Source organism: Arthrobacter sp. K4-10C, from assembly GCF_059090085.1.
The window spans coordinates 204,518-227,069 of sequence record NZ_JBNHFI010000006.1; the positions used below are offsets into that span (position 1 = coordinate 204,518).

Below are 22,552 nucleotides of genomic sequence, written 5' to 3' on the forward strand. Positions count from 1 at the left end.
GGTTCACAGCACCGTCCGGGAGTATCCCGGAGTCTTTATGAGGAGTCCCAATGAAGCACTTCCCCACACGCCGTACTGTCCTCGGCGCGGCCTCGGCCATCACGCTGCTGGCCATGACTGCCTGCGGCAACGTAGCCGGCGGCCAGTCCAACTCGGCCGAGTACCCCTCCGGGCCGGTCAACCTAACGGTCGGCCAGGCAGCCGGCGGCAGCACCGACCTGATCGCCCGGGCGCTTGCAGAGGGAGCCTCCAAGACCCTTGGCAAGCCGATGCCCGTGGTGAACAAGCCGGGTGCCAACGGCGCCCTCGCCACCAAGGAAGTTGCCGGCAAGCCCGCGGACGGGCAGGAACTCGTTCTGTTGAACGCGTCGCTGATCACCATCACGCCCCTCGCAGTGTCACAGGACGAGGCAGTGAACATCGACGACCTGGACGTCATCGCAGGGCTGTCGCAGGATGACTACGTCCTGGTGGCCAGCCCCGAATCCGGCTTCAAGTCCTTCAAGGACGTCACCGACGCCGGGCGCAGCGTCACCTTCGGCACCACGGGTGTCGGCACCGGCAGCCAGCTGGCGCAGACCGTACTCTTCAAGCAGGCCAACGTGACCGGCACGGACATCCCCTTTGACAGCGGCAAGCCTGCGCTGACTGCTGTCCTGGGCAACCAGGTGGAACTAGCCACCATCCAGCTTGGCGAGGCCATGCCGCAGATCGAGGCCGGAAAGGTGTCCCCGCTGCTGGTGTTCTCGGAGGAGCGCAACAGCTTCCTGCCGGATACGCCCTCCGCCAAGGAAGCAGGCTACGACGTTCCCGTGGCGCAGTACCGGGCCGTCGCCGCTCCCAAGGGCACCCCGCAGGAGGTCAAGGACAGGCTCCTTGCTGCCTTCCAGGAAGCCTTCAAGACCGAGGCGTACCAGGAGTTCAACAAAAAGAACATGCTGACCCCCAAGGAGATCTCGGGTGAAGAAGTTGTCACCGAGTGGAAGGACTACGCAGCAAAGTACAAGGAACTGGTGGAGAAGTACGACATCAACCTCGGCGGGGCCAAGTAGTAATGGAGACCACTCCTGCAGTGTCCGCCCGACGGGGCGGCAGTCCTGCTGCCCCGTCCGGCGGGGACGCCGACCACGAAGTCCCCGAAGCCCTTACTCCTGAGCAGCTCGCTGCCCAATGGGAAGAGGAGAAACCGCCGGCCGCCGGCGCCCTTGCCAACATGGCGTCCTCCCTGGTGGTCCTCGGTGTGGGCATCGGCGCTGTAGTCCTCTCCGTTGCGATGGGACTGGGCACACCTGCCAGCCCTCAGCCCGGCCTCTGGCCGTTCATCATCAGCTGCGTCATGGTGGCCCTGGGCCTGTTCCAGCTCCTCCTGGGCCGGCATAACCGGGACGCCGAAAAGTTCACGCGCATGTCAATGGCCCCCCTTACCGGGCTGGTCACCCTCGCCGCCATGGTGGCCCTCATGCCGCTCATTGGTTTCGAGATCCCCGGACTGGTGCTGTGCATCGTTTGGATGCGCTTCCTCGGCGGCGAGACCTGGCGCTCCACGCTCCTGGTCAGCACCGTCGTCATCGCGTCTTTCTACGGCATCTTTGTCCTGGCGCTCGGCACTTCCATTCCCCACCTCTTCTAGGAGACACCCGTGGATTTTCTGAATCCCGTCATCAACGGATTTGGGGTTGTCCTGGAGCCGACCAACCTCCTCTACTGCCTGATCGGCGTCGTCATCGGCATGCTGATCGGCGTGCTGCCCGGATTGGGGCCGGCAGCGACCATCGCCATCCTGCTTCCGCTGACCTACAACGTCGAGCCCGTCACCGCCATCATCATGCTTGCGGGCATCTTCTATGGCGCCCAATACGGCGGCACCATCACGTCGGTGCTCCTGCGGCTGCCCGGTGAAGCATCGTCAGTGGTTACGGTCTTTGACGGCTACCAGATGGCAAGGCAGGGCAAGGCAGGTACGGCGCTTGGCCTTGCAGCCATCGGCTCCTTCGTAGGCGGCACTGCAGCGATCGTCGGCCTGACCTTTTTGGCGCCCATCGTTGCCAGCTTCGCGCTGGACTTCGGCCCGCCCGAGTACACGGCCCTGGCCCTGCTGGGCATCCTGCTCGTGGCCACCATCAGCAACGGCGCAAAGGCCAAGGCCCTCATTGCGGCGGCCCTTGGGCTCCTGCTCGCTACAGTGGGCCGGGACATCTTTACAGGTGAAAGCCGCTTCACCTTCGGCAGCATGCAGCTGGCTGACGGCATCGACTTCGTACCTATCGCCATGGGCCTCTTCGGCCTGGGCGAGATCCTCTACAACCTGGAGGAACGGCACCGGGCCGCGAAAGCGCCGTCGAGGGTGGCCAACGTCTGGCCGTCCCGCCAGGACCTCAAGCAGGCCTCCGGCTCCATCGGCCGCGGTTCTGTCCTTGGCTTCTTCCTGGGCATCCTGCCCGGCGGCGGCGCCACCATCGCATCCATGGCCTCCTACGCGATGGAAAAGAAACGGGCCAAGCAACCCGAGCGGTTCGGCAAGGGGGCTCCGGAAGGCGTCGCAGGTCCCGAGACGGCCAACAACGCGGCCGCAACCTCCTCCTTCATCCCCCTGCTGACGCTTGGCATCCCGGCCAACGCCACCATGGCGTTGATGTTCGGTGCACTGCTCATCCAGGGCGTAACCCCCGGTCCGCAGCTGGTGGAGCAGAACCCGGAGCTGTTCTGGGGTGTGGTCAACTCCATGTACATCGGCAACATCCTGCTGCTGATCATGAGCCTTCCGCTGGTGGGTCTCTTCGTACGGATCCTGCGTGTCCGCGCCGCCATCCTGGCGCCCATCACTGCACTCATCACGCTGCTGGGTGCGTACACCATCAACAACAGCATGTTCGACGTCACGCTCGTGGTGGTCTTCGGCATCATCGGCTACCTGATGAAGAAGTTCGGCTTCGAGCCTGGCCCCCTGGTGCTGGCCTTCGTCCTGGGTGAACTGCTCGAAAGCTCCATGCGCCGCTCACTGCTGGTCTTCGGCGGCGACCCGCTGGGCTTCTTCGGCCGCCCCATCTCAGCCACGTTGCTCGTTGTTTTTGTCCTGGTAGCCGTTCTGCCGGTCATCCGCACCTTTATCGCCAAGCGCAAGTCGCCCGTTGCCGCATCGGCCGCCCGGCCGGACATCAAGGAGAAAGTATGAGCATCGTCGTCGGATTCGTCCCAACACCGGCAGGAGAAGCCGCACTGAAGGCCGGCATCGCCGAAGCCCGCCTGCGGAATGAGGATCTCCTGATCGTCAACTCTGCAAGGGAGGGTGCGCTGGTGGACAAGTCGGTGGCGCCGGATGACTTGCTGGAGCAGGCTGCCCGCCGGGCCACCGAGGCCGGCGTCCAGGCGAGCGTCATCCAGCCGCCATACCAGCATGACCTCGCCGACGAATTCCTGGACGTGGCCAGGGACGCCAACGCTTCGCTGATTGTCATTGGCCTCCGGCACCGCACACAAGTGGGGAAGTTCATCCTGGGCAGCCATGCGCAGCGCATCCTCATGCAGGCGGACCGTCCTGTTCTGGCGGTCAAGGCCGACGGCGGCAACTTCTAATCACGAGCCCCTTGGGAAGGTGCCATGTACATCAGTAAACCAGCCCGCGGGTGAGCGATGAAGGCCGTGCCCATCCCTGACTGGGCGAAACTCGACCGCAGGGACCACATCGAAGTCGTTGTGCCCGGGCGCGGCTTTCCTGCGCAGGCGGCCCGAGCCCCCGGCTGTCACGACGACCGTCGGACGTGTTCGGCCAGGGCATCAAGGACCGGCAGCTGGCCTTTCACCAGCTTGATCCTTGCCTCCTGTTCCGAAAACCAGCGGGCGTCGTCAATTTCCGGGTAGTGCTGGATTATGCCGGACCCCTTCGGCCACTCCAGGGGGAAGGTGTTGCTGACGATCCGTTCGGGCAGGAAGTCCTGCTCCGCCGCGTAGACGGTAATGACCTTTCGGGACGGCTGGCGGAATTCACCGAGGTGAAGGTAGTCGGCGGCCGGTGCGGGAGTTCCCATTTCCTCTGCGAATTCGCGGAGGGCGGCCGCCAGCGGATCCTCGTCCTCCGTGTACTCGCCTTTTGGAATGGACCAGGCGTGGGCATCCTTGCTGGCCCAGAACGGCCCGCCCATGTGGGCAATCCACACCTCCAGCCCGTCCGGTTCAGCGGACAGGTTGCCCGCGTGCGGACCATAGCCAGGGCCGGATGCGCTGCCCGTGCCCAGCCTGTACAGAAGAATTCCTGCACTTCGAACCGGCATGTGTCCTCCATTTTCAGCAGCATTTCAAAAGAAGCGAATTCGCCGTCATGCGTTAACCCGCAGTTCACGGCACTGCTTTAGGTTATTCCTTCAAGCACTTTGCTCGAAGGGACCCGTCATGGCCAATATTGCTGAGGTTTTGGGGCGGCTGACGCCGGAAGAACTTGATGAGCTTCGCAGCCTCGGCCCGCAGGGCCACCTGCCAAGGCACCTGCTGGATGCCCTGGACCGCGCGGCCGGCGGTCCCGGCTCCGGGCGTGGATACTACGTTCCCACGGGAAACGTGAATGCCACCGGAGGCCCGCTGCTGGCGCTGCGCAGCGACGTGTCCGGCTGGCTCTTCAACTTCCAACGGGACGAACCGGACCAGATGCCGCGCCACCCTTAGGCGGCGGGGTCGCGGTCAGCGGACGCTGTCCAATCAACAGGCGTTACCCGATCAACAGACTCAGCGCCTCGGTCAGGTGCTCTACTTCCCGGACCGAAAAGCCGGCGGGCACTGGCCCGGGTCCCGTGTGGCTGGCCGGGACCACGGCATGGGTGAAACCCAGCCGGTGGGCCTCCTGGATACGCTGGTTGATGCCGGGTACGGGCCGGACTTCGCCCGCGAGCCCCACCTCGCCGAACGCAATCAGGCGGATGGGCAGCGGCTTGCGTGCCTTCGCCGAGGCAACAGCCAGGGCAACAGCAAGGTCCGTGGCGGGCTCACTGAGTTTCACACCGCCTACAGTGGCCACATAGGAATCGTCCTTGTGCAGGAGGGTTCCGGCGCGTTGCTGCAAGACGGCCAGCAGCATGGAGACCCGTGAGCTGTCCAGCCCGCTGGTGGCCCGGCGCGGCTGCGAGTTGGGGCTTTCGGCAAGCAGCGACTGCACCTCCGCAAGCAGGGGACGGCGGCCTTCCATCGTGACGGTGATGCAGGTGCCGGAGACCGGGTCCTTGGTACGGCTGACGAAGAGACCGCTGGGATCCGTGAGGCCTTCGATCCCGTTCTCGTTCAGGTCAAAGCAGCCGACGTCATCGGTGGGCCCGTACCGGTTCTTGACGGCACGGAGCAGCCGCAGCCGCGAATGCCGTTCGCCTTCGAACTGGCACACCACGTCCACGAGGTGCTCCAGCAGCCGCGGACCGGCAATGGACCCGTCCTTGGTCACGTGGCCCACCAGCAGCGTGGTCATGTTTCGGCGCTTGGCCGCTGCAATGATGGAAGCGGCAACTTCGCGGACCTGAGAAACGCCGCCGGCACTTCCGTCCACGTCAGCGCTGCTGAGGGTCTGGACCGAGTCCACGATCAGGAGCCGCGGCTCGACCTTTTCCACCTGCCCCAGCGCCTGGCCAAGGTCCGTTTCTGCGGACAGGTACAGGGACTCCGCGACGGCGTCTATCCGCTCCGCGCGCAGCTTCACCTGGGCTGCTGATTCCTCGCCGGTCACATACAGCACGTCCTGCGCGGTCCGGGCGAACTTGGCGGCCACATCCAGCAGGAGGGTGGATTTGCCGACGCCGGGCTCCCCGGCGAGCAGGATCACAGCCCCCGGAACCAGTCCGCCGCCCAGCACCCGGTCCAGTTCGTCCACGCCAGTGGGCATGAAGGCGGCAGTGGTGGCGTCCACCTCCGCAATCCGGCGGGCCGGCTCTACAACTGTTGTGGCCGCCGTCGTACGCGCCACCGCTGTGCCCGTTTCCTCAACGGTGCCCCACGCCTGGCACTCACCGCAGCGCCCCACCCACTTGACGGTGGTCCAGCCGCACTCCGCGCACTTATAGCCGGGTGCCTTGGACGCCCGTGAAGTCTTTGTTGCCATGGGTCAACCCTAAAGGCGGGCACCGACATTCCCCGCCTGCCCGCCCGGCGGGACAGGCCCAACCGCCGGGTCCCGCTAAGCTGCGCTAAAGTGCCGGCAGGATGTCCCGTGCCTCGCGGGCATCCATCCCGGTCGCCTCGAGCAAGTCCACCATCAGCGGCCGGTACAGCATTACCACCGTCTCGCCCTCCAGGCGCTGTACTTCCAGCAGCTTCGGGTGCAGACGCAGCGCGATCTCGCTGAGGTCCCGGCGGGCCGTACGCACATGGGCGCGACGTACGCCGTCGTGCGTTTCCGCCAGCCCCAGCGACAGCTCGTCAATCGCGGCAGCGGTCTCCTGGAGCACCTCGGCGATGTTTTCGGTGGCCTCGTCCGAAAGCGCGGCGTGGTTGATGGCGCTGGTAAGCCGCCGCGCGAAAACCCTGCTGTTTCGAAGCGCCAGGTCAATAAAATCCAGCGACTGCTTCAGCTGGTCCAGTTCCTCCCGATGCCGGCGGTAGGCGGGCGCCAGCCTGGCAACCTCACCCGACGCCCGCAGGGAATGACGCATGCCGTCCACCAGCGGCTGGCAGTTCCGGCCCCGCACCAGCGCGTGCCACGCCCTGGTGGAATCGCTGTCCGCCAGCGCCTCGGCGCATTCACGCAGCACTTCCGCAAGCTCATGCAGCAGCTTTTGGACGTCCTTGCGCGGCTCGCGGCGCGGGTCCTTGGGTGCCACGATGGTCACCAGCAGGGCGAACAGCCCTCCAATGACGGCGTCGATGCTCCTGGTAAACGGACCGCCGGACGGGGCCGGCAGCAGCACCACCAGCAGCGACTGCAGCGCCAGCTGCGTGGTGAAGATGTTGCCGCTGTCCAGGAAACGGGCAAGCAGGATGGAGAACAAAAGGACGATGGCGGCCTGCCAGATACCGCCGCCCAGCCAGTGCAGGAGCAGGTCGCCCACCGCGATGCCGATGGTGCAGCCCAACCCAACCTCCAGCACCCGCCGCAGCCGCGGCTCACGCGAGAAGCCCAAAGCAATCAGCGACGAGGTGGCGGCGAAAAGGGGACCGGAGTGGCCCAGAACGTATTCGGCAAACGCGTAAGCGCCCACGGCGCAGACGGTCATCTGGATGGCCGGAACAAGGGAGTTGCGGCTCCTGATCAGGCCGGTGCGGACCCGGCCGTGGAGGAACCGCCTGCCTGCGGAGAGTCCTGCTGCGGGGGCCATGCCGTCCAGTCTATTTGCTGCCGGCGCACTACGACCGGGGATGTGATCTGCGCAATGGTGACCCGGCATTCGTAAACCAAAATCCTGCCGTCGTTAATATTCCGTTCACCTTTGGCAGCCCATCCTGTTACCTGCAGCCCATAACTTTCTTGGAGGTACAGAACGTACGCATCGCGCAGCAGGGTTCTCCGTCCCTGCCCCGCACTGAATAACCCTGGAAGGGGTACACCTAGTGAAGGCACTCCGCTTTGGCCGCCACGCGGCTATCGCTGCTATCGCAGCCGGCGCACTCGCGCTGACCGCCTGCGGTTCAGACAACGCCACCGGCACCACGCCTGCAGGCGAGCAGACTTCGTCCGGTCCCAAGGTGACCGGCACGCTTACCGGCATCGGCGCATCCTCCACCGGTGCAGCAATGGACGCCTGGAAGGCCGGCTTCGCCGCTGCCAACTCCGGCGCCACCGTACAGTACTCCCCGGACGGCTCCGGTGCGGGCCGCAAGGCAATCATCGACGGCTCGGCCCAGTTCGCCGGCTCGGACGCCTACCTGAAGGACGAGGAGCTTGAAAGCTCCAAGGCCGTCTGCGGCCCCGACGGCGCCATCAACATCCCGGTGTATATCTCCCCGATCGCCGTGGCCTTCAACCTGCCCGGCATCACCGAGCTGAAGCTCGATGCAGCCACCGTGGCCAAGATCTTCCGCGGCGAAATCGCGAACTGGAACGACCCCGCCATCGCCGCCCTGAACGAAGGCGTCACCCTGCCTGACCTGAAGGTCACCCCGGTGAACCGCTCGGACGACTCGGGCACCACCACCAACTTCACCGACTACCTGGCATCCGCTGCCCCGGAAGTCTGGACGGACAAGTCCTCCGGCGTGTGGCCTGCCAGCCTGCAGGGTGAGAACGCCAAGGGCACCTCCGGTGTGGTCAAGACCGTCACCGACACCCCCGGTGCCGTGACCTACGCCGACGACTCCGCAGTGGGCGGCTCGCTGGGCACCGCCTCCATCAAGGTGGGCGAGGAGTTCGTGAAGATCTCTGCCGAGGCAGCAGCCAAAGCCGTCGAGGCCGGCTCGCCGGTTGAAGGCCGCTCCGCCAACGACATCGCGATCAAGCTGGACCGCAAGACCACCGCTTCCGGCGCCTACCCGATCGTGCTGGTTTCCTACCACGTAGTCTGCAGCGCCTATGACAGCCAGGAGACCGCCGATTTGGTCAAGGCCTTCGAGAGCTACGTAGTCTCCGAGGAAGGCCAGCAGACGGCCGCGGATTCGGCGAAGTCAGCACCGCTCTCCTCCGCCCTGGCCGAGAAGGCTGCTACGGCCATCGAGTCCATCAAGGTCAAGTCCTAATCAGCGCACCACTAACCGGGTTCCCCGCCTGCCGAAAGGCAGCGCGGGGAACTTCGGTTTGGACGCACCATTTCCAGTGTCAGTAAACGATCGAAGGGCCGTCGAATGACCGCCACCTCCCTGACCAGCACCCAGGGCGCCGGCCGTGCCGGTGACAAAGTCTTCTCCGGCGCCGCGCTGGCCGCCGGCTGCCTTATCCTCGCCGTGCTGTTCGGCGTCGCGCTGTTCCTGGTGGTCCAGGCGATTCCGGCGCTGACCGCCCCCGCGGCCGAAATCCAGGGCGGCGAAGGTTTCTTCGCCTACATCTGGCCGATCGTGGTGGGCACACTCATCGCTGCCGTGATCGCGCTGGTCATCGCCACGCCCATCGCCATCGGCGTTGCCCTGTTCATCTCCCACTTCGCCCCCCGCGGGCTGGCTTCCGGCCTGGGCTACGTGGTGGACCTGCTCGCGGCCATCCCGTCCGTCATCTACGGTGCCTGGGGCGCGGCGTTCCTGGCCAAGGAAATCTCCCCGGCCTACAACTGGCTGGCGGAGAACATGGGCTGGCTGCCCATCTTCCAGGGACCGGCCTCCGCCACCGGCAAGACCATCCTCACGGCCGGTATTGTCCTGTCGGTCATGGTGCTGCCCATCATCACCTCGCTGTCCCGCGAAATCTTCCTGCAGACCCCCAAACTGCATGAAGAGGCCGCCCTGGCACTCGGTGCCACCCGCTGGGAAATGATCAAGATGTCCGTCCTCCCCTTCGCGCGGCCGGGGATCATCAGCGCCGTCATGCTGGGCCTTGGCCGCGCACTGGGCGAGACCATGGCTGTGGCCCTGGTGCTCTCCTCCGGCGCGCTGACCGCCAGCCTGATCCAGTCGGGCAACCAGACCATCGCCGCGGAGATCGCCTTGAACTTCCCCGAGGCAAGCGGGCTCAAGGTCAGCACCCTGATCGCCGCCGGCCTGGTCCTGTTCGTCATCACCCTGGCCGTGAACATGATCGCGCGCTGGATCATCACCCGGCACAAAGAATTCTCGGGAGCCAATTAAATGACCTCCACGCTCACCCCGGTGCGCAGCAAGCACTCGGCACTCACCAAGGGCCAGCTGCCCAAGTACGCCCCCTACGTGGTCCTGGCCGGCGCGCTCATCATCGGCGCCGCCATCCTGGCCCTGCTCGGCTTCAACGCCTTCGGCTGGGGCATCGTCTCGGCGCTGCTGTTCGCCGTCGGGCTGGTGTCCTGGAGCGCCATGGTGGAGGGATCCCGAAAGGCCAAGGACAAGCTGGCCACCTGCCTGGTGGTGGGTTCCTTCCTGGTCGCGCTGCTCCCGCTCGTCTCGGTGATCTGGACGGTGCTGGTGAACGGCGTGCCCGGGCTCCTGGCCCCGGGGTTCCTCAGCACCTCCATGAACGGCGTCACCGGCGTCTACGACAACCGGGCAGTGGAGGGAGGTGGGCCGGTGCTGGGCGGCATCTACCACGCGCTCCTGGGCACCGTGCAGATTACCCTGCTGGCGACCCTCATCTCCGTTCCCGTGGGCCTGCTCACCGCCATCTACCTGGTGGAGTACGGCAACGACGGGCGGCTGGCCAGGGCCATCACGTTCTTCGTTGACGTGATGACGGGCATCCCGTCCATCGTGGCCGGCCTGTTCGCCGCGGCCTTCTTCTTCGCCGTCGTGGGCCCGGGCACCAAGACCGGTGCGGTGGCCGCTGTTGCCCTGTCTGTGCTGATGATCCCCGTGGTGGTCCGCTCCAGCGAGGAGATGCTGAAGATCGTCCCCAACGAGCTGCGCGAGGCTGCCTACGCCCTGGGTGTCCGCAAGTGGCGGACCATCGTCAAGGTGGTCATCCCGACGGCGATTTCCGGCATTGCGTCCGGCGTCACCCTGGCGATCGCCCGGGTCATCGGTGAAACCGCGCCCATCCTGGTCACCGCCGGCTTCGCCACCAGCATCAACAACAACGTTTTTGGCGGCTGGATGGCCTCGCTGCCTACGTTCATCTACACCCAGATCCTGAACCCCACCTCGCCGGCCAACCCGGACCCGTCCTCCCAGCGCGCATGGGGTGCAGCCCCGGTGCTGATCATCCTGGTGATGATCCTCAACCTGGCCGCCCGGCTCATCGCCCGCGTCTTCGCACCCAAGGCCGGCCGCTGACCCCGCTCCCGGACACTGTCCCTACCGTCCAGCCGGGCGGAAACCTAGACTCAATTCATACCCAGCAAGTGAAGGAACACCATGTCTAAGCGCATCGACGTCAAGGACCTGAACGTGTACTACGGCGATTTCCTCGCCGTGGAGGACGTCACCATCAACATCGAGGCCAAGTCCGTCACCGCGTTCATTGGCCCCTCCGGGTGCGGAAAGTCCACGTTCCTGCGGACCCTGAACCGGATGCACGAGGTACTGCCCGGCGCCCGCGTTGAGGGCGAGGTCCTGCTCGACGGCGACAACCTGTACGGTGCAGGCGTGGACCCGGTGACCGTGCGTTCGCAGATCGGCATGGTGTTCCAGCGCCCCAACCCGTTCCCCACAATGTCAATCCGCGACAACGTGCTGGCCGGCGTCAAGCTGAACAACAAGAAGATCTCCAAGGGTGAGGCCGATGTCCTGGTGGAACGCTCGCTGAAGGGCGCCAACCTGTGGAACGAGGTCAAGGACCGCCTGGACAAACCCGGTTCGGGGCTGTCCGGCGGCCAGCAGCAGCGCCTCTGCATTGCCCGCGCCATCGCCGTGGAGCCGCAGGTGATCCTCATGGACGAGCCGTGCTCCGCCCTGGACCCGATCTCCACCCTGGCCATCGAGGACCTCATCAATGAGCTCAAGGACCAGTACACCGTGGTGATCGTGACCCACAACATGCAGCAGGCCGCCCGTGTTTCGGACAAGACTGCATTCTTCAACATTGCCGGCACCGGCAAGCCGGGCAAGCTGATCGAGTTCGGGGACACCCACACCATCTTCAGCAACCCGGTCCAGAAGGCCACCGAGGACTACGTCTCCGGCCGCTTCGGATAAAGCCGGCCGCTTCGGATGAAGCTGCAGCCGGCAGCTAAGCCGGAACTTCCAGCTGGAAGCCGCAGCGGCAGCGCAGTACCCGCGTGGTCAGGCACACGGCACTTAGGCCGCTTCCACTGTTGCTGCTCCGGTAGCAGAGCCGCTCTATTTCGAACTCGGCTTCCTCCATGGGGAAACCACAATGGATGTAGTCGTCCCCGAACATGATCACCTTCGCCATCCAGCGCACCTGGTGAAGGGCCGCTGCAACGTCAGCCGCATAGGCAAGGTGCTCCTGGAACAGGTTGCAGTCGTTGCAGGTGTAGGAAACGGTCACCAGGTCGCCGCCCGCCGCACCCACCGCGGTGATGGCATGGATGGTGAGCTGGTGTTCGGTTCCGCATGATTCGCATCCGAGCTGCCGCGGTTGGGGCAGAGGGCGCCGGGAATTGGAGGTAGACATAATGCCTGCTCTTTTCCGCGATGTGCATCCATGCCGCCGATTGGCTTCAGCGGCCAACGCCCGCGGACCTGCACGCGGCGGCGGGCTGTCCCAGGCCCCAGCGCCGAAGGACGTACTTTTGAATCTACGTCACCCGCGTTCGGCTGTACAGGGCGTTAGGGCGGGTGGCCGGAGGCCGATCAACCGCCCAGTGGCGACAACGCCAGTGCCAGCACGAAGGCGGCAGCGGCGGTTGCGGCTGGGGTGAGGGCCCAGAGCGCCAGGATGCGGATGACAAGCTTCCTGTTCGTTACGGAGAAGTTTTGGTTCTCGCCCGCCCCGAGGACCGCCGACGTGACGGTGTGGGTGGTGGACAGCGGCAAATGGAGGGCTATGGCGCCCACGAAAAGCATTACCGCGCTGTAAATCTGTGCCACCGAGCCGCGGAGGGGATCAACCCGCGTGATCTTGTGGCCGATGGTGTGCGAAATCCGCCAGCCGCCAAAGAGCGTCCCTGCCGTGATCATCACCGCGGACAGCAGCGCTACCCACATGGGGATGCTGCCTCCGTCGGTATAGCCGGCCGCCAGCAGGGCGAGCAGCAGCACCGCGCTGACCCGCTGGCCATCCTGCAGGCCGTGGCCGAAGGCCACCGCCCCCGCCGCGACGGCCTGGCTGCGGCGGAAACGCTGGTTCACCACGCTGGGCTGGGTGTAGCGCGCCGCCCACGTGGCCGGATAGACCAGCAGGAAGGAACCGGCGAAGGCCACCAGCGGGGACAGTACCAGGGGGAGGACCACCTGCAGCAGCAGCGACTGGTCGACACCGCCAACGCCCGTGCCGCCCACGGCGAGGCTGGCCAGCCCGGCGCCGGCCAGGCCGCCCACGAGGGCATGGGTGGAGGAAGCGGGAATGCCACGCCACCACATCAGCAACCCCCATGCAAAAGCACTGACAAGGCCGGCGGCCAGGATGCTCAACCCGTCGGTCCCCGGCGGCAGCGTGATCCAGTGCTGGCTGACGGCAACCGCAAGGGTGGCGCTTAGCAGGGCGCCAATGAAGTTGAAGAAGGCGGCCAGAAGCACGGCGACGCTGGGGGTGAGGGCCCGGGTCCGGGCGGCCAGCGCCACGGCGTTGGGAACATCACGGAAGCCGTTGAGGAAGGCAAAGCCGGCTGTCAGCAGGACCACCGCGCCGAAAATGGCTGGAACCACCTCAGGATTCCTTGACGATGATGCTGCCCACCTGCGTGGCGATCCGCCGCATGTCCTTGGTGACCTCCACCAGCTGGTTGGCCACATCCCGGTTGCGGGAGTACTGCGCCCATTTCATGTCGCTGATCATGTCCGCCACCCACACCCGGTGCGTCCGTTCGGCGCGTTTGGCCAGCCGGAGGATCTCGATCCAGTAGTCCTCGAGGTCGTCCAGGTTGTCCAGCCGGCGCATGGCGTCCACGGTTAGTTCCGCCTGCCGGCTGATGATCTCGAGTTGGTCGGCGGCGCGCCTGGGCAGCCGGTCCAGCTTGTACAGGGCCACGAGTTCCGCGGCGGCGTCCATTTTTTCCATGGCTTCGTTGAGGTAGCGGGAGAGGGCGTACATGTCCTCGCGGGGGAGCGGGTTCACGAAGCTGGTGCGCATGTGGGTGAGGAGGGCGAACTGCAGTTCTGCGCACCTGGCCTCGTGGTTGTGCATGTCCTCCACCAGCTTGGCGTGCTCGCCGGCGGGCACGCCAAGGATTTCCGCCAGCGTCCCGCTGGCCAGCACAATCTGCTGCGCCATCTGCGAGAGAAGGTTCAGCCCGGCGGGCTCCTGGGGAAAAAGGCGCAGCTTCACGTGGTTCCGTCTCCGGGAAAAGTACAGGGCGGGGATTGCCGCCGTGTGACTTGACCCCGGCGCGCAACTGACGCTAACTCTACCGGGCCGTAACTGCACCCCTGAAATGGGAAAACAGGAACTGGGCAGAAAAATGGTGCCGAACCGGATACGCCTCTCGGCGGTAGGCCGCTCTAGGCGGCTGAGTTTTGAAGCCCGGGGGTTTCGCGGTTCGACACCAGTTTCAGTGTTCTACGATGCCGCTCCCAAGTCAATCTTGACAGCCGGGCGCTGGTGGGCAGTCCGGCCGAAGGGCCTGCCAGGCCGGCCGGGCGGGCAGGATCAGTCCAGTTCGCCGAGCCGCCATGCGTTGGCTGCGTGCTCAAGGTCTTCCGCTGTCTTGACCAGCTGGTGCGAGCTGCGTGTCAGCTTGCTGGCGTGCGCCTCGTTGGCGTGCTCGGCGCCGTCGGCGATGGTCGCCTGGCCGAGTGCCACCACGCGGCAGAAAGCGGCGGAACGTTCCAGCGCGACGTCGAACTCGCCGTCGAACGCTCCTGACAGGATGGCATCAGCCATGGCGGTCATCTCGTCCGCGCCGGGAGGCTCAGCCGCGCCCGCCACCACGTTGGAGACCTGGGCGGTGTCGCGGCCCGCCCGGAAATACACGGAAATGCGTTCGGGGTCGTGGACGGTTGCCGCCCTCAACGCGTAGAGCCGCCACAGCGCACCCGGAAGTGAGCGGGCGGGGCTTTCGGCCCACATCTCGGCGATGGCTTCCAGGCCCTGTTCGTCGGCAAGCTTGACCAGGCGCTGGGTGACCACGGGGTCGTCGCTGTCCCGGCCGTGGCGGACCAGGGCCTGCGCGGCAAGGTGGGCGGCCTCGGAGACCCGGGCTGGATCGGCGCCGCCGGCGAAGGGCTCAAAGTCGATGGGGGCGAAGGGCTTGGGCTTGTGGTGCCGGTGCGCGCCTCCGTAGGGACTGGATCCTGCTTGCTCGCTCATGCCCCCACGCTACTCCTGTGCTGTGCCGGATACGAGCACCGCTGTTCCCGTCCGGAAAAGCCCGACGGCGGGTGCCCGGCTTGCGTGCGAAGGTGCCGGAACCATGCGTTAGAGTATTAACGTCCAGAAATGGATTGGGCCGGACGGGTACAACACAGGCTGTTGGACCGGCCGGCAGGGGCCTTTAGCTCAGTTGGTAGAGCATCGGACTTTTAATCCGTGGGTCGTGGGTTCGAGCCCCACAGGGCCCACCCGCACAGCAGGCCGGAGGCACATCGCCTCCGGCCTGCTGTTGTTCGTGCAGTGTCCTGCCCCGCCCAGCGGGGACAATAGGCACATGGCAAAAAGCAGCAAGGGCAGGATGCCGCGTCTTGAGGACGTGGCGGACGTGGCCGGCGTCTCCCACCAGACCGTCTCCCGGGTGGTCAACAACCATCCCAACGTCAGCAAGGCCACCCGCGAGAAAGTGGAGGCGGCCATCGCGGAGCTGGGGTACCGGCGGAACACCGCAGCGCGGAGCCTGGTGACCCGGCGCTCGCAGACCATCGGGGTCCTGGCCAGTGAGCTGTCCCAATACGGGCCGGCCAACACCCTCCTGGGTGTGGAGCAGGCCGCCCGCGACGCCGGCTACTTTGTCAGCATCGCCGCCCTGCGCGAGATCAGCCGCGACACGATCTCCGATGCCGTCAGCCACTTCATGGACCAGGCCGTGGACGGGATAGCGGTGCTGGTCCCGCACGCGGACACCCTGAAGGCGCTTGACGAGATGACGCTGTCTGTGCCGGTGGTGGCCGTGGGCTCCCTCGGCAACAGCAACGTCAGCGGCGCCATGGTGGACCAGCGGCAGGGCGCCCGGCTCGCCGTCGAACATCTCATCGGGCAGGGGCACCGGCAGATCGGCCATGTGTCCGGTCCGCCGGACTGGACCGACGCCGCCGAGCGCGCAGAAGGGTGGCGGGAGGCGCTCCACACGGCCGGGCTTGCGGACAACCTCCTTGTGGAAGGCGACTGGAGCGCCGGCCGCGGTTACGAGATCGGCCGGAGACTGGCAGAAAAGCGCAGCGCCACCGCGCTTTTCGTGGGCAACGACCAGATGGCCCTGGGCCTGCTGCGCGCCTTCGCGGAGGCAGGCGTCCGCGTGCCCGACGACGTCTCCGTGGTGGGCTTCGACGATCAGCCTGAGTCCGGGTACTTCACCCCGCCCCTCACCACCGTCCGGCAGGACTTCGAGGAGCTGGGCCGGCGGTGCATGGACATCATGCTCAAGGAAATCGAAGCCGGGGCGGCAGTCAGCTCCACGGTGGTCACCCCGGAACTCGTACCGCGGGCAAGCACAGCACCGCCGGCAGGCGGCAGATAGCTGGCGGCGAACGCCAGCCGCAAATCCGCAAAAGAATTTTTCCATGAATCTGCATCCATCTCCGGGCCTGCACCAGTAGTAGGGGTGTAAGCAAAAAACGCCCGCGAGGCGGGCCGATGAAGGAGAAGGACATGCGCAACAGGATCTTCACAGCAGGTGCCGGTGCAGCGGCAATTGCGGCAGCAATCGCTCTCGCCGGCCCCGCCCAGGCGGCCGAGGGGGACGCCCAGCTCTCCGTGCTGCACGGTGTCCCCGGGCTGACGGTTGACGTCTGGGTCAACGGCGAACGGACCCTGGACGACTTCACCCCCGGCACCCTGGCCGGGCCCCTGGCGCTTCCGGCGGGCGCCTACGAGCTCGCCATCACCGCCTCGGATGCCGCGGACGCAAGTGCAGCCGTGATCGGCCCCGTCAGCGTCACCCTGGCTGCCAACGGAAACTACACCGCCGTGGCCAACCTCGACGCCGGCGGCAACCCCACCGCGAACCTCTATACCAATGATGTTTCACAGATCGCGGCGGGCAAGGGCAAGCTCACGGTCCGGCACGCAGCGGCAGCACCCCCCGTCGACGTCCTGGCCGGAGGTACCGCCGCCATCTCCAACCTGGCCAACCCGAACGAGCAGACCCTGACCCTTGGTCCCGGAACCATCCCCGCAGCCGTCGCCGCAGCCGGGACCACAACACCGGTCATCGGACCTGCCGACGTAACCGTGTCCGAGGGAACGCACACCATTGTGTATGCGTGGGGCAGCCTGGCGGACAACAACCTGCAGCTGGCAGTCCAGACCATCCAGGGCCTGCACTCCTCGCCGGGTTCCGTCCCGGGGGCACTTAACGGCTCCGCCAACGCTGCTTCAGCAGCACCGGCAGAACCGGGCGCGCTCGCACTGGGCTTCGGCGCTGCAGCACTGGCCATCCTGTTCGCCGGCATGGGTGCAGCCCGGGCCGTCGGGGCAGCGCGCGGGCAGCGGTAGCCAGGAGCAACACCAAAACCAGTACTGCAACAGGGAGCAGGCCGCCCGGAATTCCAGCCGGACGGCTTGCTCCTGATCCAACCACAGTGGCGATCCTTCGGCTGCCGCAGGGAGGCGGACAGATGAACACCACCACGACGACGGCCGGGGAGTCCCGCCGTCGTTCTCCAGGTTTTGCGGGGACCGCCTTCCTCGCGGCAGCTTTGCTTCTTCCGGCCTGCATGCCCGCAGAGCCCGCCCCGGATGCGGCAGCAGCCGCTGCCAGCCAGGCCACCACCGCTGCCGGTCCCGCCACCGCCACACTCCCGCCCGTCGCCGCCACCCCGCCAGCACCCACCGCACAGCCGCAGGCAGCGGACATCCCGGTCCGTCCTGCCACCCTGGAGGCGGCTGCGTCCGCGGAACCGGCACCCGCGTCCCTGACTGTCGCCGGAACTGCGATCGATATGCCGGTGGTTCCCGGGGGAGTGTCAGCCGAGGGTGCCATGGAGCTCCCCGATGCCTTCGACACGGCGGCGTGGTACCGGTTCGGCCCTGCTCCCGGAGCTGCAGAGGGCACCGCCGTGATCGCCGGCCACATCGACACCGCCTCGGACCGGGCGCCCTTTTCGCAGCTGAAGTCTGTGCCCGCGGGAACCGCCATCCGGGTGGGGCGCGAAGGTGCGCCGGCCCTGACTTACCGCGTGGTCAGGGTGGAAACGATGGCGAAGGACAAGTTCGATGGCGACTCGCTGTTCCGCAGGTCCGGGCCGCACGAACTCAAAGTGGTCACGTGCGGCGGCCGATGGCTGGACGAGCGGATGGACTACAGCGACAATGTGATTGTCACCGCGGTCCTTGAATGAGCGGCGATCCAGGCATGATTCTCGCCACCGCAGCCGGGAAGGAGTCCTCCGTGACACCTCCTGGGCAGGCCGCCGAAAGGTGGGAAGACGGGTTGACCGCATCCTTCCTTGCCGGCGACGAGCAGGCGCTGGCCACGGCGTACCGCGAGTTCGCTCCGCTGGTGCACACCCTGGCCCTGCGATCGCTGGCTGACCGTGCGGCCGCGGATGACGTCACCCAGGAAGTCTTCATCCGGGTGTGGCGGTCCCGCAACACGTTCAACCCGCAAACAGCGCGGCTTCCTGCCTGGATTGTGGGCATCACCCGGAACGCCATTGCCGACGCCCGGTCTGCATCAGCGCGGGAAGCGCGCAAGGCGGTGGCTGCAGCGGGGGCCGGGATGGGCGCTGAGGCCGGCCCGGGCACTGAGGCGGCAGAGGTACTGGCGGACCGGCTGCTCCTGGACGGGGAACTGGACCGGCTGGGCGAACCCCAGGGATCCATCATGAAGCTTGCCTTCTATGAAGACCTGACGCATGAGCAGATCTCGCGGAAACTTGACCTGCCGCTTGGTACCGTCAAGAGCCATATCCGCCGCAGCCTCACGCACTTGAGGAAAAGATTGGAGGTAGACCATGCCGCACCTTGATCCGGAACAGTTGAGCCTCCTTGCCCTGTATGACGACTGGGACGACGCGGACGGCCGGGATCACCTGAGGGGCTGCCCATCCTGCGCCGCCGAGTTCGCGGCGCTCCGCCGGACGGTGGACGCGGTGAAGACGACGCCGGACAGCAGCAGCCTGTCCGTGCCGGGTCCTGAGGTGTGGGCCGGCATCCACCGGGAACTCGGGCTGTCCCAGGCCCTGCGGGAGGATCCGCTGGCCGCCGCGGGCCAGCAGGGTGGCGTCCCGCCGTCGGACATCAAGCAGGCGCGCGCCACCCCGCGGAGGAAGACGGCCTGGTGGCAGCGCACCGGAACCTGGATGGCCGCGGCCGCGGCGGCCGTGCTGGTTGCCGCCGGCGGAATCTGGGCGCTCAACCGGCCGCCGCAACCGCTGGCACTGGCAGAGGCCCAGCTGACACCGCTGCCATCGTTTTCCGCCACTGGCTCCGCCCGGGTGGTGGAGACGGGGGACGGGGCACGCACCCTGGAGGTACAGCTCGACAAGGACGAGGCGCAGGGCTACCAGGAAGTGTGGCTGATTGCCCCCGACCTTTCGCGGCTGGTCAGCCTCGGCGTCATGAATGCGGATACCGGGACGTTCCAGGTGCCGGCAGGGCTGGAGCTCTCGGAGTACCCCATTGTTGACGTGTCGGACGAGCCCGTGGACGGCAACCCCGCCCACTCAAGCGTCAGCATCGTCCGCGGCACGCTCACTTCCTGACATTTCCACGCTCCGGCGCGCCGGCCATGCCGGCCTGCGCCATTGCACCGCCTTAGCCAAGCTGGCGGCCAGGAGGGCAGTCAGCAGCGCGGCGGCCGTGTGAAGGTACAGCATCAGGTGCAGGTCATGGGACGCAGAGACCTGGCCCGGTGCCGGCGGGGAATCCAGTACCGGCATTCCGCCGTGGCCATGCCCGGGCAAAGCGAACCCGCTGGCGGACGAAAATGTGCTGAAGCCAAGGTGCAGGAGCTGCTGGGCCAGTCCCGCCGCCACCAGGACCGCCCACGTGGGCAACCGCCGGCGCCCCATCATGGCCGCCGCCATGCCCAGCAGCGCTGCCAACGCAACGACAATCAGGACCGCGGGGGACTGGCCGCCGCCCGCCACATGTGCGGCCCACCCCAGACCGGTGGCAAAAGGCCCGGCAAACCAAACCAGGGAGCGGCTGCGCGCACGCATTGAAGGCTCGGCGTTGTGCATGCGGATTCCCTTGTGTTCGGCGGAAGTACATTCTTTCCTGTTCTTACCCATCTAAGCGCCGGTCCTGCACGTCAGCTGCCTAGAGCCTCCAGCGTGCGGCTCCAATCTGTTGACTTCATTCTTGTTAGCGCTCACAATTGGTAGCAGGCCGCGGTGCTGCGGCAGCTATGTGGAGGAAAGCTTATGAACGCAGTGGACGGCTCGGACGTCTTTGTTATCGGCGTGGACTACGGAACGCTCTCCGGCCGCGCCGTTGTGGTGCGGGTGCGCGACGGCAAGGAGCTGGGCAGCGGCGTGTACGGCTACCCGCATGCCGTTGTCACGGACGCGCTGCCCGCGGATGTGACCGGTGCCGGCGCCCAAAGCGCCCGGCTTCCGGGCGAATGGGCCCTCCAGGTGCCCAACGACTACCGGGACGTGCTGCGGAACGCCGTTCCCGCCGCCATCGCCGACGCCGGAATCGACCCGGCCGCTGTGGTTGGAATCGCCACGGACTTCACCGCCTGCACCATGGTGCCTGCCAAGGCGGACGGCACGCCGCTGAACGAAGTGCCCGGGTTCGGGAACCGGCCGCACGCCTACGTGAAACTCTGGCGCCACCACGCCGCGCAGGCCCAGGCTGACCGCATCAACCGCCTCGCCGCTGAGCGCGGCGAGGACTGGCTGCCGCGCTACGGCGGCCTGATCTCCTCGGAATGGGAATTCGCCAAGGGCCTGCAGCTGCTGGAGGAGGACCCCGAGGCCTACGCAGCCATGGACCACTGGGTGGAGGCAGCCGACTGGATTGTCTGGCAGCTCTGCGGCAACTATGTCCGCAATGCCTGCACCGCCGGCTACAAGGGGATCTACCAGGACGGGCGCTACCCGTCGGAGGACTTCCTGGCCGCACTGAACCCGCAGTTCAAAGACTTTGTCAGCAGCAAGCTTGAGCACACCATTGGCCGGCTTGGTGACGCCGCCGGTTACCTCACTGCGGAAGCCGCCGCCTGGACCGGACTGCCCGAGGGCATCGCCGTGGCGGTAGGCAACGTGGACGCGCACGTCACTGCCCCCGCGGCACGTGCGGTTGACCCGGGCCAGCTGGTGGCCATCATGGGCACCTCAACCTGCCACGTCATGAACGGAACCGAACTCCACGAAGTCCCGGGCATGTGCGGCGTGGTGGACGGCGGCATCGTGGAGGGTCTCTGGGGCTACGAGGCCGGCCAGTCCGGCGTGGGGGACATCTTCGGCTGGTTCACCAAGTACGGCGTGCCGCCCGAATACCACCAGGCCGCCAAGGCCGCGGGCCTGGGCATCCACGAATACCTCACTGAACTGGCCTCTACCCAGACCATCGGCGAACACGGGCTGATCGCGCTGGACTGGCACTCCGGCAACCGCTCCGTGCTGGTCGACCATGAACTCTCCGGCATCGTGGTGGGCCAGACCCTCGCCACCAAACCAGAGGACACCTACCGTGCCTTGCTCGAAGCCACGGCGTTCGGCACCCGCACCATCGTGGACGCCTTCCGTGAGGCAGGTGTCCCCGTTAAGGAATTCATCGTGGCCGGCGGGCTGCTCAAGAACAGGCTCCTCATGCAGATCTACGCCGACGCCACCGGCCTGCAGCTCTCCACCATCGGCTCCGCCCAGGGCCCCGCGCTGGGCTCGGCCATCCACGCCGCCGTCGCCGCCGGAAAGTACGCCGGCATCCGCGAAGCCGCCGCCGCCATGGGCTCCGCGCCCGGCGAGGTGTACACCCCCATCCCGGAAAACGTGGCAGCCTACGAGGAACTCTTCCAGGAGTACAAGACCCTGCACGACTACTTCGGGCGGGGCAGCAACGATGTGATGCACCGGCTCAAGGCCATCCAGCGCAAGGCGGCCGCTTCGCCCCTGGCTTCCGGCGATGCTGCCAGGGAGGTGTCCGCGTGAGTTCCGAAATCGTCGAGACCATTGCCCGGATCCGGGAAGAAGTCTGCGCCCTGCACGCAGAGCTGACCCGCTACGAGCTGGTGGTGTGGACAGCCGGCAACGTCTCCGCGAGGGTACCGGGCAAGGACCTGATGGTCATCAAGCCCTCCGGCGTCTCCTATGACGCCCTGGCTCCGGAGCAGATGGTGGTCACCGATCTCTATGGGGCTCCCGTGGCGGGCAACGACGACGGCGAGTGGGGCAACCCGGCACTGTCGCCGTCGTCCGACACGGCAGCGCACGCGTACGTCTACCGGCATATGACCGCGGTGGGCGGCGTGGTGCACACGCACTCCACCTACGCCACCGCGTGGGCCGCCCGCGGCGAAGCCATCCCCTGCGTGCTCACCATGATGAGCGACGAGTTCGGCGGGTCCATCCCGGTTGGGCCGTTCGCGCTGATCGGTGACGACTCTATCGGCCACGGGATCGTGGAGACGCTCAAGAACTCCAACTCCCCGGCGGTACTGATGCAGAACCACGGGCCGTTCACCATCGGCAAGGACGCCCGGTCCGCCGTGAAGGCGGCCGTGATGTGCGAGGAAGTGGCCCGCACCGTCCACATCTCGCGCCAGCTGGGCGAGCCCGTACCCATCGACCAGAGCCACATCGACTCGCTCTACGCCCGGTACCAGAACGTCTACGGCCAATAAAACGCCGGCCAGCAAAACTTACTTCCCAG

At 66.5% G+C, this 22,552-nt stretch carries 24 protein-coding genes and 1 tRNA gene; 17 read left to right on the plus strand and 8 right to left on the minus strand.

Features of this window, described 5'->3' with window-relative positions; translation table 11 throughout:
• Positions 1-50: 50 nt before the first annotated feature.
• Genes AC5RUU_RS10310 through AC5RUU_RS10325 form a run of 4 tightly spaced genes read left to right on the plus strand, consistent with a single transcriptional unit; the run spans position 51 to position 3,573 of the window.
• On the plus strand, positions 51-1,052 hold the full coding sequence (locus AC5RUU_RS10310) for a Bug family tripartite tricarboxylate transporter substrate binding protein (protein WP_493975110.1): 1,002 nt from the start codon (positions 51-53) through the stop codon (positions 1,050-1,052).
• Positions 1,053-1,054: 2 nt separating this feature from the next.
• Positions 1,055-1,630 carry a tripartite tricarboxylate transporter TctB family protein gene (locus tag AC5RUU_RS10315; RefSeq protein WP_493975111.1) on the plus strand — a complete coding sequence of 192 codons (576 nt, stop codon included), beginning with the start codon at positions 1,055-1,057 and terminating at the stop codon, positions 1,628-1,630.
• Between the two features lie 9 nt (positions 1,631-1,639).
• Positions 1,640-3,172, plus strand: coding sequence for a tripartite tricarboxylate transporter permease (locus AC5RUU_RS10320; RefSeq protein ID WP_493975112.1), 1,533 nt, complete (start codon positions 1,640-1,642; stop codon positions 3,170-3,172).
• Positions 3,169-3,573, plus strand: coding sequence for a universal stress protein (locus tag AC5RUU_RS10325; RefSeq protein WP_493975113.1), 405 nt, complete (start codon positions 3,169-3,171; stop codon positions 3,571-3,573). Before AC5RUU_RS10320 ends, AC5RUU_RS10325 begins: the two co-directional genes overlap by 4 nt.
• A 167-nt stretch (positions 3,574-3,740) precedes the next feature.
• Here AC5RUU_RS10325 and AC5RUU_RS10330 read toward each other — a convergent pair whose 3' ends face one another.
• On the minus strand, positions 3,741-4,268 hold the full coding sequence (locus AC5RUU_RS10330) for an NUDIX hydrolase (protein ID WP_493975114.1): 528 nt from the start codon (positions 4,266-4,268) through the stop codon (positions 3,741-3,743).
• 118 nt (positions 4,269-4,386) lie between these two features.
• Between AC5RUU_RS10330 and AC5RUU_RS10335 the strand changes: the two genes are divergently transcribed.
• Complete coding sequence (locus tag AC5RUU_RS10335; protein WP_493975115.1) at positions 4,387-4,656, plus strand: hypothetical protein; 270 nt, start codon at positions 4,387-4,389, stop codon at positions 4,654-4,656.
• A gap of 43 nt (positions 4,657-4,699) precedes the next feature.
• Here AC5RUU_RS10335 and radA read toward each other — a convergent pair whose 3' ends face one another.
• Both radA and AC5RUU_RS10345 read right to left on the minus strand, forming a co-directional pair.
• Positions 4,700-6,073: a DNA repair protein RadA gene (radA, locus tag AC5RUU_RS10340; protein ID WP_493975116.1), complete on the minus strand. Its 1,374-nt coding sequence runs from the start codon at positions 6,071-6,073 to the stop codon at positions 4,700-4,702.
• Positions 6,074-6,158: 85 nt separating this feature from the next.
• Complete coding sequence (locus tag AC5RUU_RS10345) at positions 6,159-7,286, minus strand: FUSC family protein (RefSeq protein ID WP_493975117.1); 1,128 nt, start codon at positions 7,284-7,286, stop codon at positions 6,159-6,161.
• Positions 7,287-7,518: 232 nt separating this feature from the next.
• Between AC5RUU_RS10345 and pstS the strand changes: the two genes are divergently transcribed.
• The 4 genes from pstS (at position 7,519) to pstB (ending at position 11,652) form a co-directional block, all read left to right on the plus strand.
• Positions 7,519-8,640, plus strand: a complete 1,122-nt coding sequence (gene pstS / locus AC5RUU_RS10350; RefSeq protein ID WP_493975118.1) for a phosphate ABC transporter substrate-binding protein PstS — start codon at positions 7,519-7,521, stop codon at positions 8,638-8,640.
• A gap of 105 nt (positions 8,641-8,745) precedes the next feature.
• On the plus strand, positions 8,746-9,678 hold the full coding sequence (gene pstC, locus AC5RUU_RS10355) for a phosphate ABC transporter permease subunit PstC (RefSeq protein WP_493975119.1): 933 nt from the start codon (positions 8,746-8,748) through the stop codon (positions 9,676-9,678).
• A complete protein-coding gene (gene pstA / locus AC5RUU_RS10360; protein ID WP_493975120.1) occupies positions 9,679-10,791 on the plus strand; it encodes a phosphate ABC transporter permease PstA in 1,113 nt (370 codons plus the stop codon).
• Between the two features lie 81 nt (positions 10,792-10,872).
• The gene (gene pstB / locus AC5RUU_RS10365; protein ID WP_493975121.1) at positions 10,873-11,652 is read left to right on the plus strand and encodes a phosphate ABC transporter ATP-binding protein PstB; all 780 of its coding nucleotides are present in this window, start codon (positions 10,873-10,875) and stop codon (positions 11,650-11,652) included.
• Between the two features lie 34 nt (positions 11,653-11,686).
• Here the strand turns inward: pstB and AC5RUU_RS10370 are convergent, their stop codons facing one another.
• From AC5RUU_RS10370 to AC5RUU_RS10385, 4 genes are all read right to left on the minus strand, one after another.
• Entirely contained in the window at positions 11,687-12,094 is a 408-nt protein-coding gene (locus AC5RUU_RS10370) for a hypothetical protein (RefSeq protein WP_493975122.1), read from the minus strand.
• Positions 12,095-12,273: 179 nt separating this feature from the next.
• The gene (locus AC5RUU_RS10375; protein ID WP_493975123.1) at positions 12,274-13,287 is read right to left on the minus strand and encodes an inorganic phosphate transporter; all 1,014 of its coding nucleotides are present in this window, start codon (positions 13,285-13,287) and stop codon (positions 12,274-12,276) included.
• A gap of 1 nt (position 13,288) precedes the next feature.
• The gene (locus AC5RUU_RS10380) at positions 13,289-13,906 is read right to left on the minus strand and encodes a DUF47 domain-containing protein (protein ID WP_493975124.1); all 618 of its coding nucleotides are present in this window, start codon (positions 13,904-13,906) and stop codon (positions 13,289-13,291) included.
• Positions 13,907-14,227: 321 nt separating this feature from the next.
• On the minus strand, positions 14,228-14,887 hold the full coding sequence (locus tag AC5RUU_RS10385) for a hypothetical protein (RefSeq protein WP_493975125.1): 660 nt from the start codon (positions 14,885-14,887) through the stop codon (positions 14,228-14,230).
• A 178-nt stretch (positions 14,888-15,065) separates the two neighbouring features.
• Between AC5RUU_RS10385 and AC5RUU_RS10390 the strand changes: the two genes are divergently transcribed.
• The 6 genes from AC5RUU_RS10390 to AC5RUU_RS10415 all read left to right on the plus strand — a co-directional run bounded on the left by AC5RUU_RS10390 (position 15,066) and on the right by AC5RUU_RS10415 (position 19,434).
• Positions 15,066-15,138 (plus strand) — tRNA-Lys (locus tag AC5RUU_RS10390).
• A gap of 86 nt (positions 15,139-15,224) precedes the next feature.
• A complete protein-coding gene (locus tag AC5RUU_RS10395; RefSeq protein ID WP_493975126.1) occupies positions 15,225-16,247 on the plus strand; it encodes a LacI family DNA-binding transcriptional regulator in 1,023 nt (340 codons plus the stop codon).
• A 131-nt stretch (positions 16,248-16,378) separates the two neighbouring features.
• Entirely contained in the window at positions 16,379-17,224 is an 846-nt protein-coding gene (locus AC5RUU_RS10400) for a DUF4397 domain-containing protein (RefSeq protein WP_493975127.1), read from the plus strand.
• A gap of 122 nt (positions 17,225-17,346) precedes the next feature.
• Positions 17,347-18,069, plus strand: a complete 723-nt coding sequence (locus tag AC5RUU_RS10405; protein WP_493975128.1) for a class F sortase — start codon at positions 17,347-17,349, stop codon at positions 18,067-18,069.
• Positions 18,070-18,083: 14 nt separating this feature from the next.
• Positions 18,084-18,698: an RNA polymerase sigma factor gene (locus AC5RUU_RS10410; protein ID WP_493975215.1), complete on the plus strand. Its 615-nt coding sequence runs from the start codon at positions 18,084-18,086 to the stop codon at positions 18,696-18,698.
• The gene (locus AC5RUU_RS10415; RefSeq protein ID WP_493975129.1) at positions 18,685-19,434 is read left to right on the plus strand and encodes an anti-sigma factor; all 750 of its coding nucleotides are present in this window, start codon (positions 18,685-18,687) and stop codon (positions 19,432-19,434) included. Before AC5RUU_RS10410 ends, AC5RUU_RS10415 begins: the two co-directional genes overlap by 14 nt.
• Here AC5RUU_RS10415 and AC5RUU_RS10420 read toward each other — a convergent pair.
• Positions 19,396-19,914 carry a hypothetical protein gene (locus tag AC5RUU_RS10420; RefSeq protein WP_493975130.1) on the minus strand — a complete coding sequence of 173 codons (519 nt, stop codon included), beginning with the start codon at positions 19,912-19,914 and terminating at the stop codon, positions 19,396-19,398. The two genes, AC5RUU_RS10415 and AC5RUU_RS10420, sit on opposite strands and share 39 nt — an antisense overlap.
• 183 nt (positions 19,915-20,097) lie before the next feature.
• Here AC5RUU_RS10420 and araB point away from each other — a divergent pair, with 183 nt between their 5' ends.
• The gene (araB, locus tag AC5RUU_RS10425; protein ID WP_493975131.1) at positions 20,098-21,831 is read left to right on the plus strand and encodes a ribulokinase; all 1,734 of its coding nucleotides are present in this window, start codon (positions 20,098-20,100) and stop codon (positions 21,829-21,831) included.
• Positions 21,828-22,523 (plus strand): L-ribulose-5-phosphate 4-epimerase, encoded by a 696-nt coding sequence (locus tag AC5RUU_RS10430; RefSeq protein ID WP_493975132.1) that lies wholly within the window; start codon positions 21,828-21,830, stop codon positions 22,521-22,523. Before araB ends, AC5RUU_RS10430 begins: the two co-directional genes overlap by 4 nt.
• The last annotated feature ends 29 nt before the right edge of the window (positions 22,524-22,552 follow it).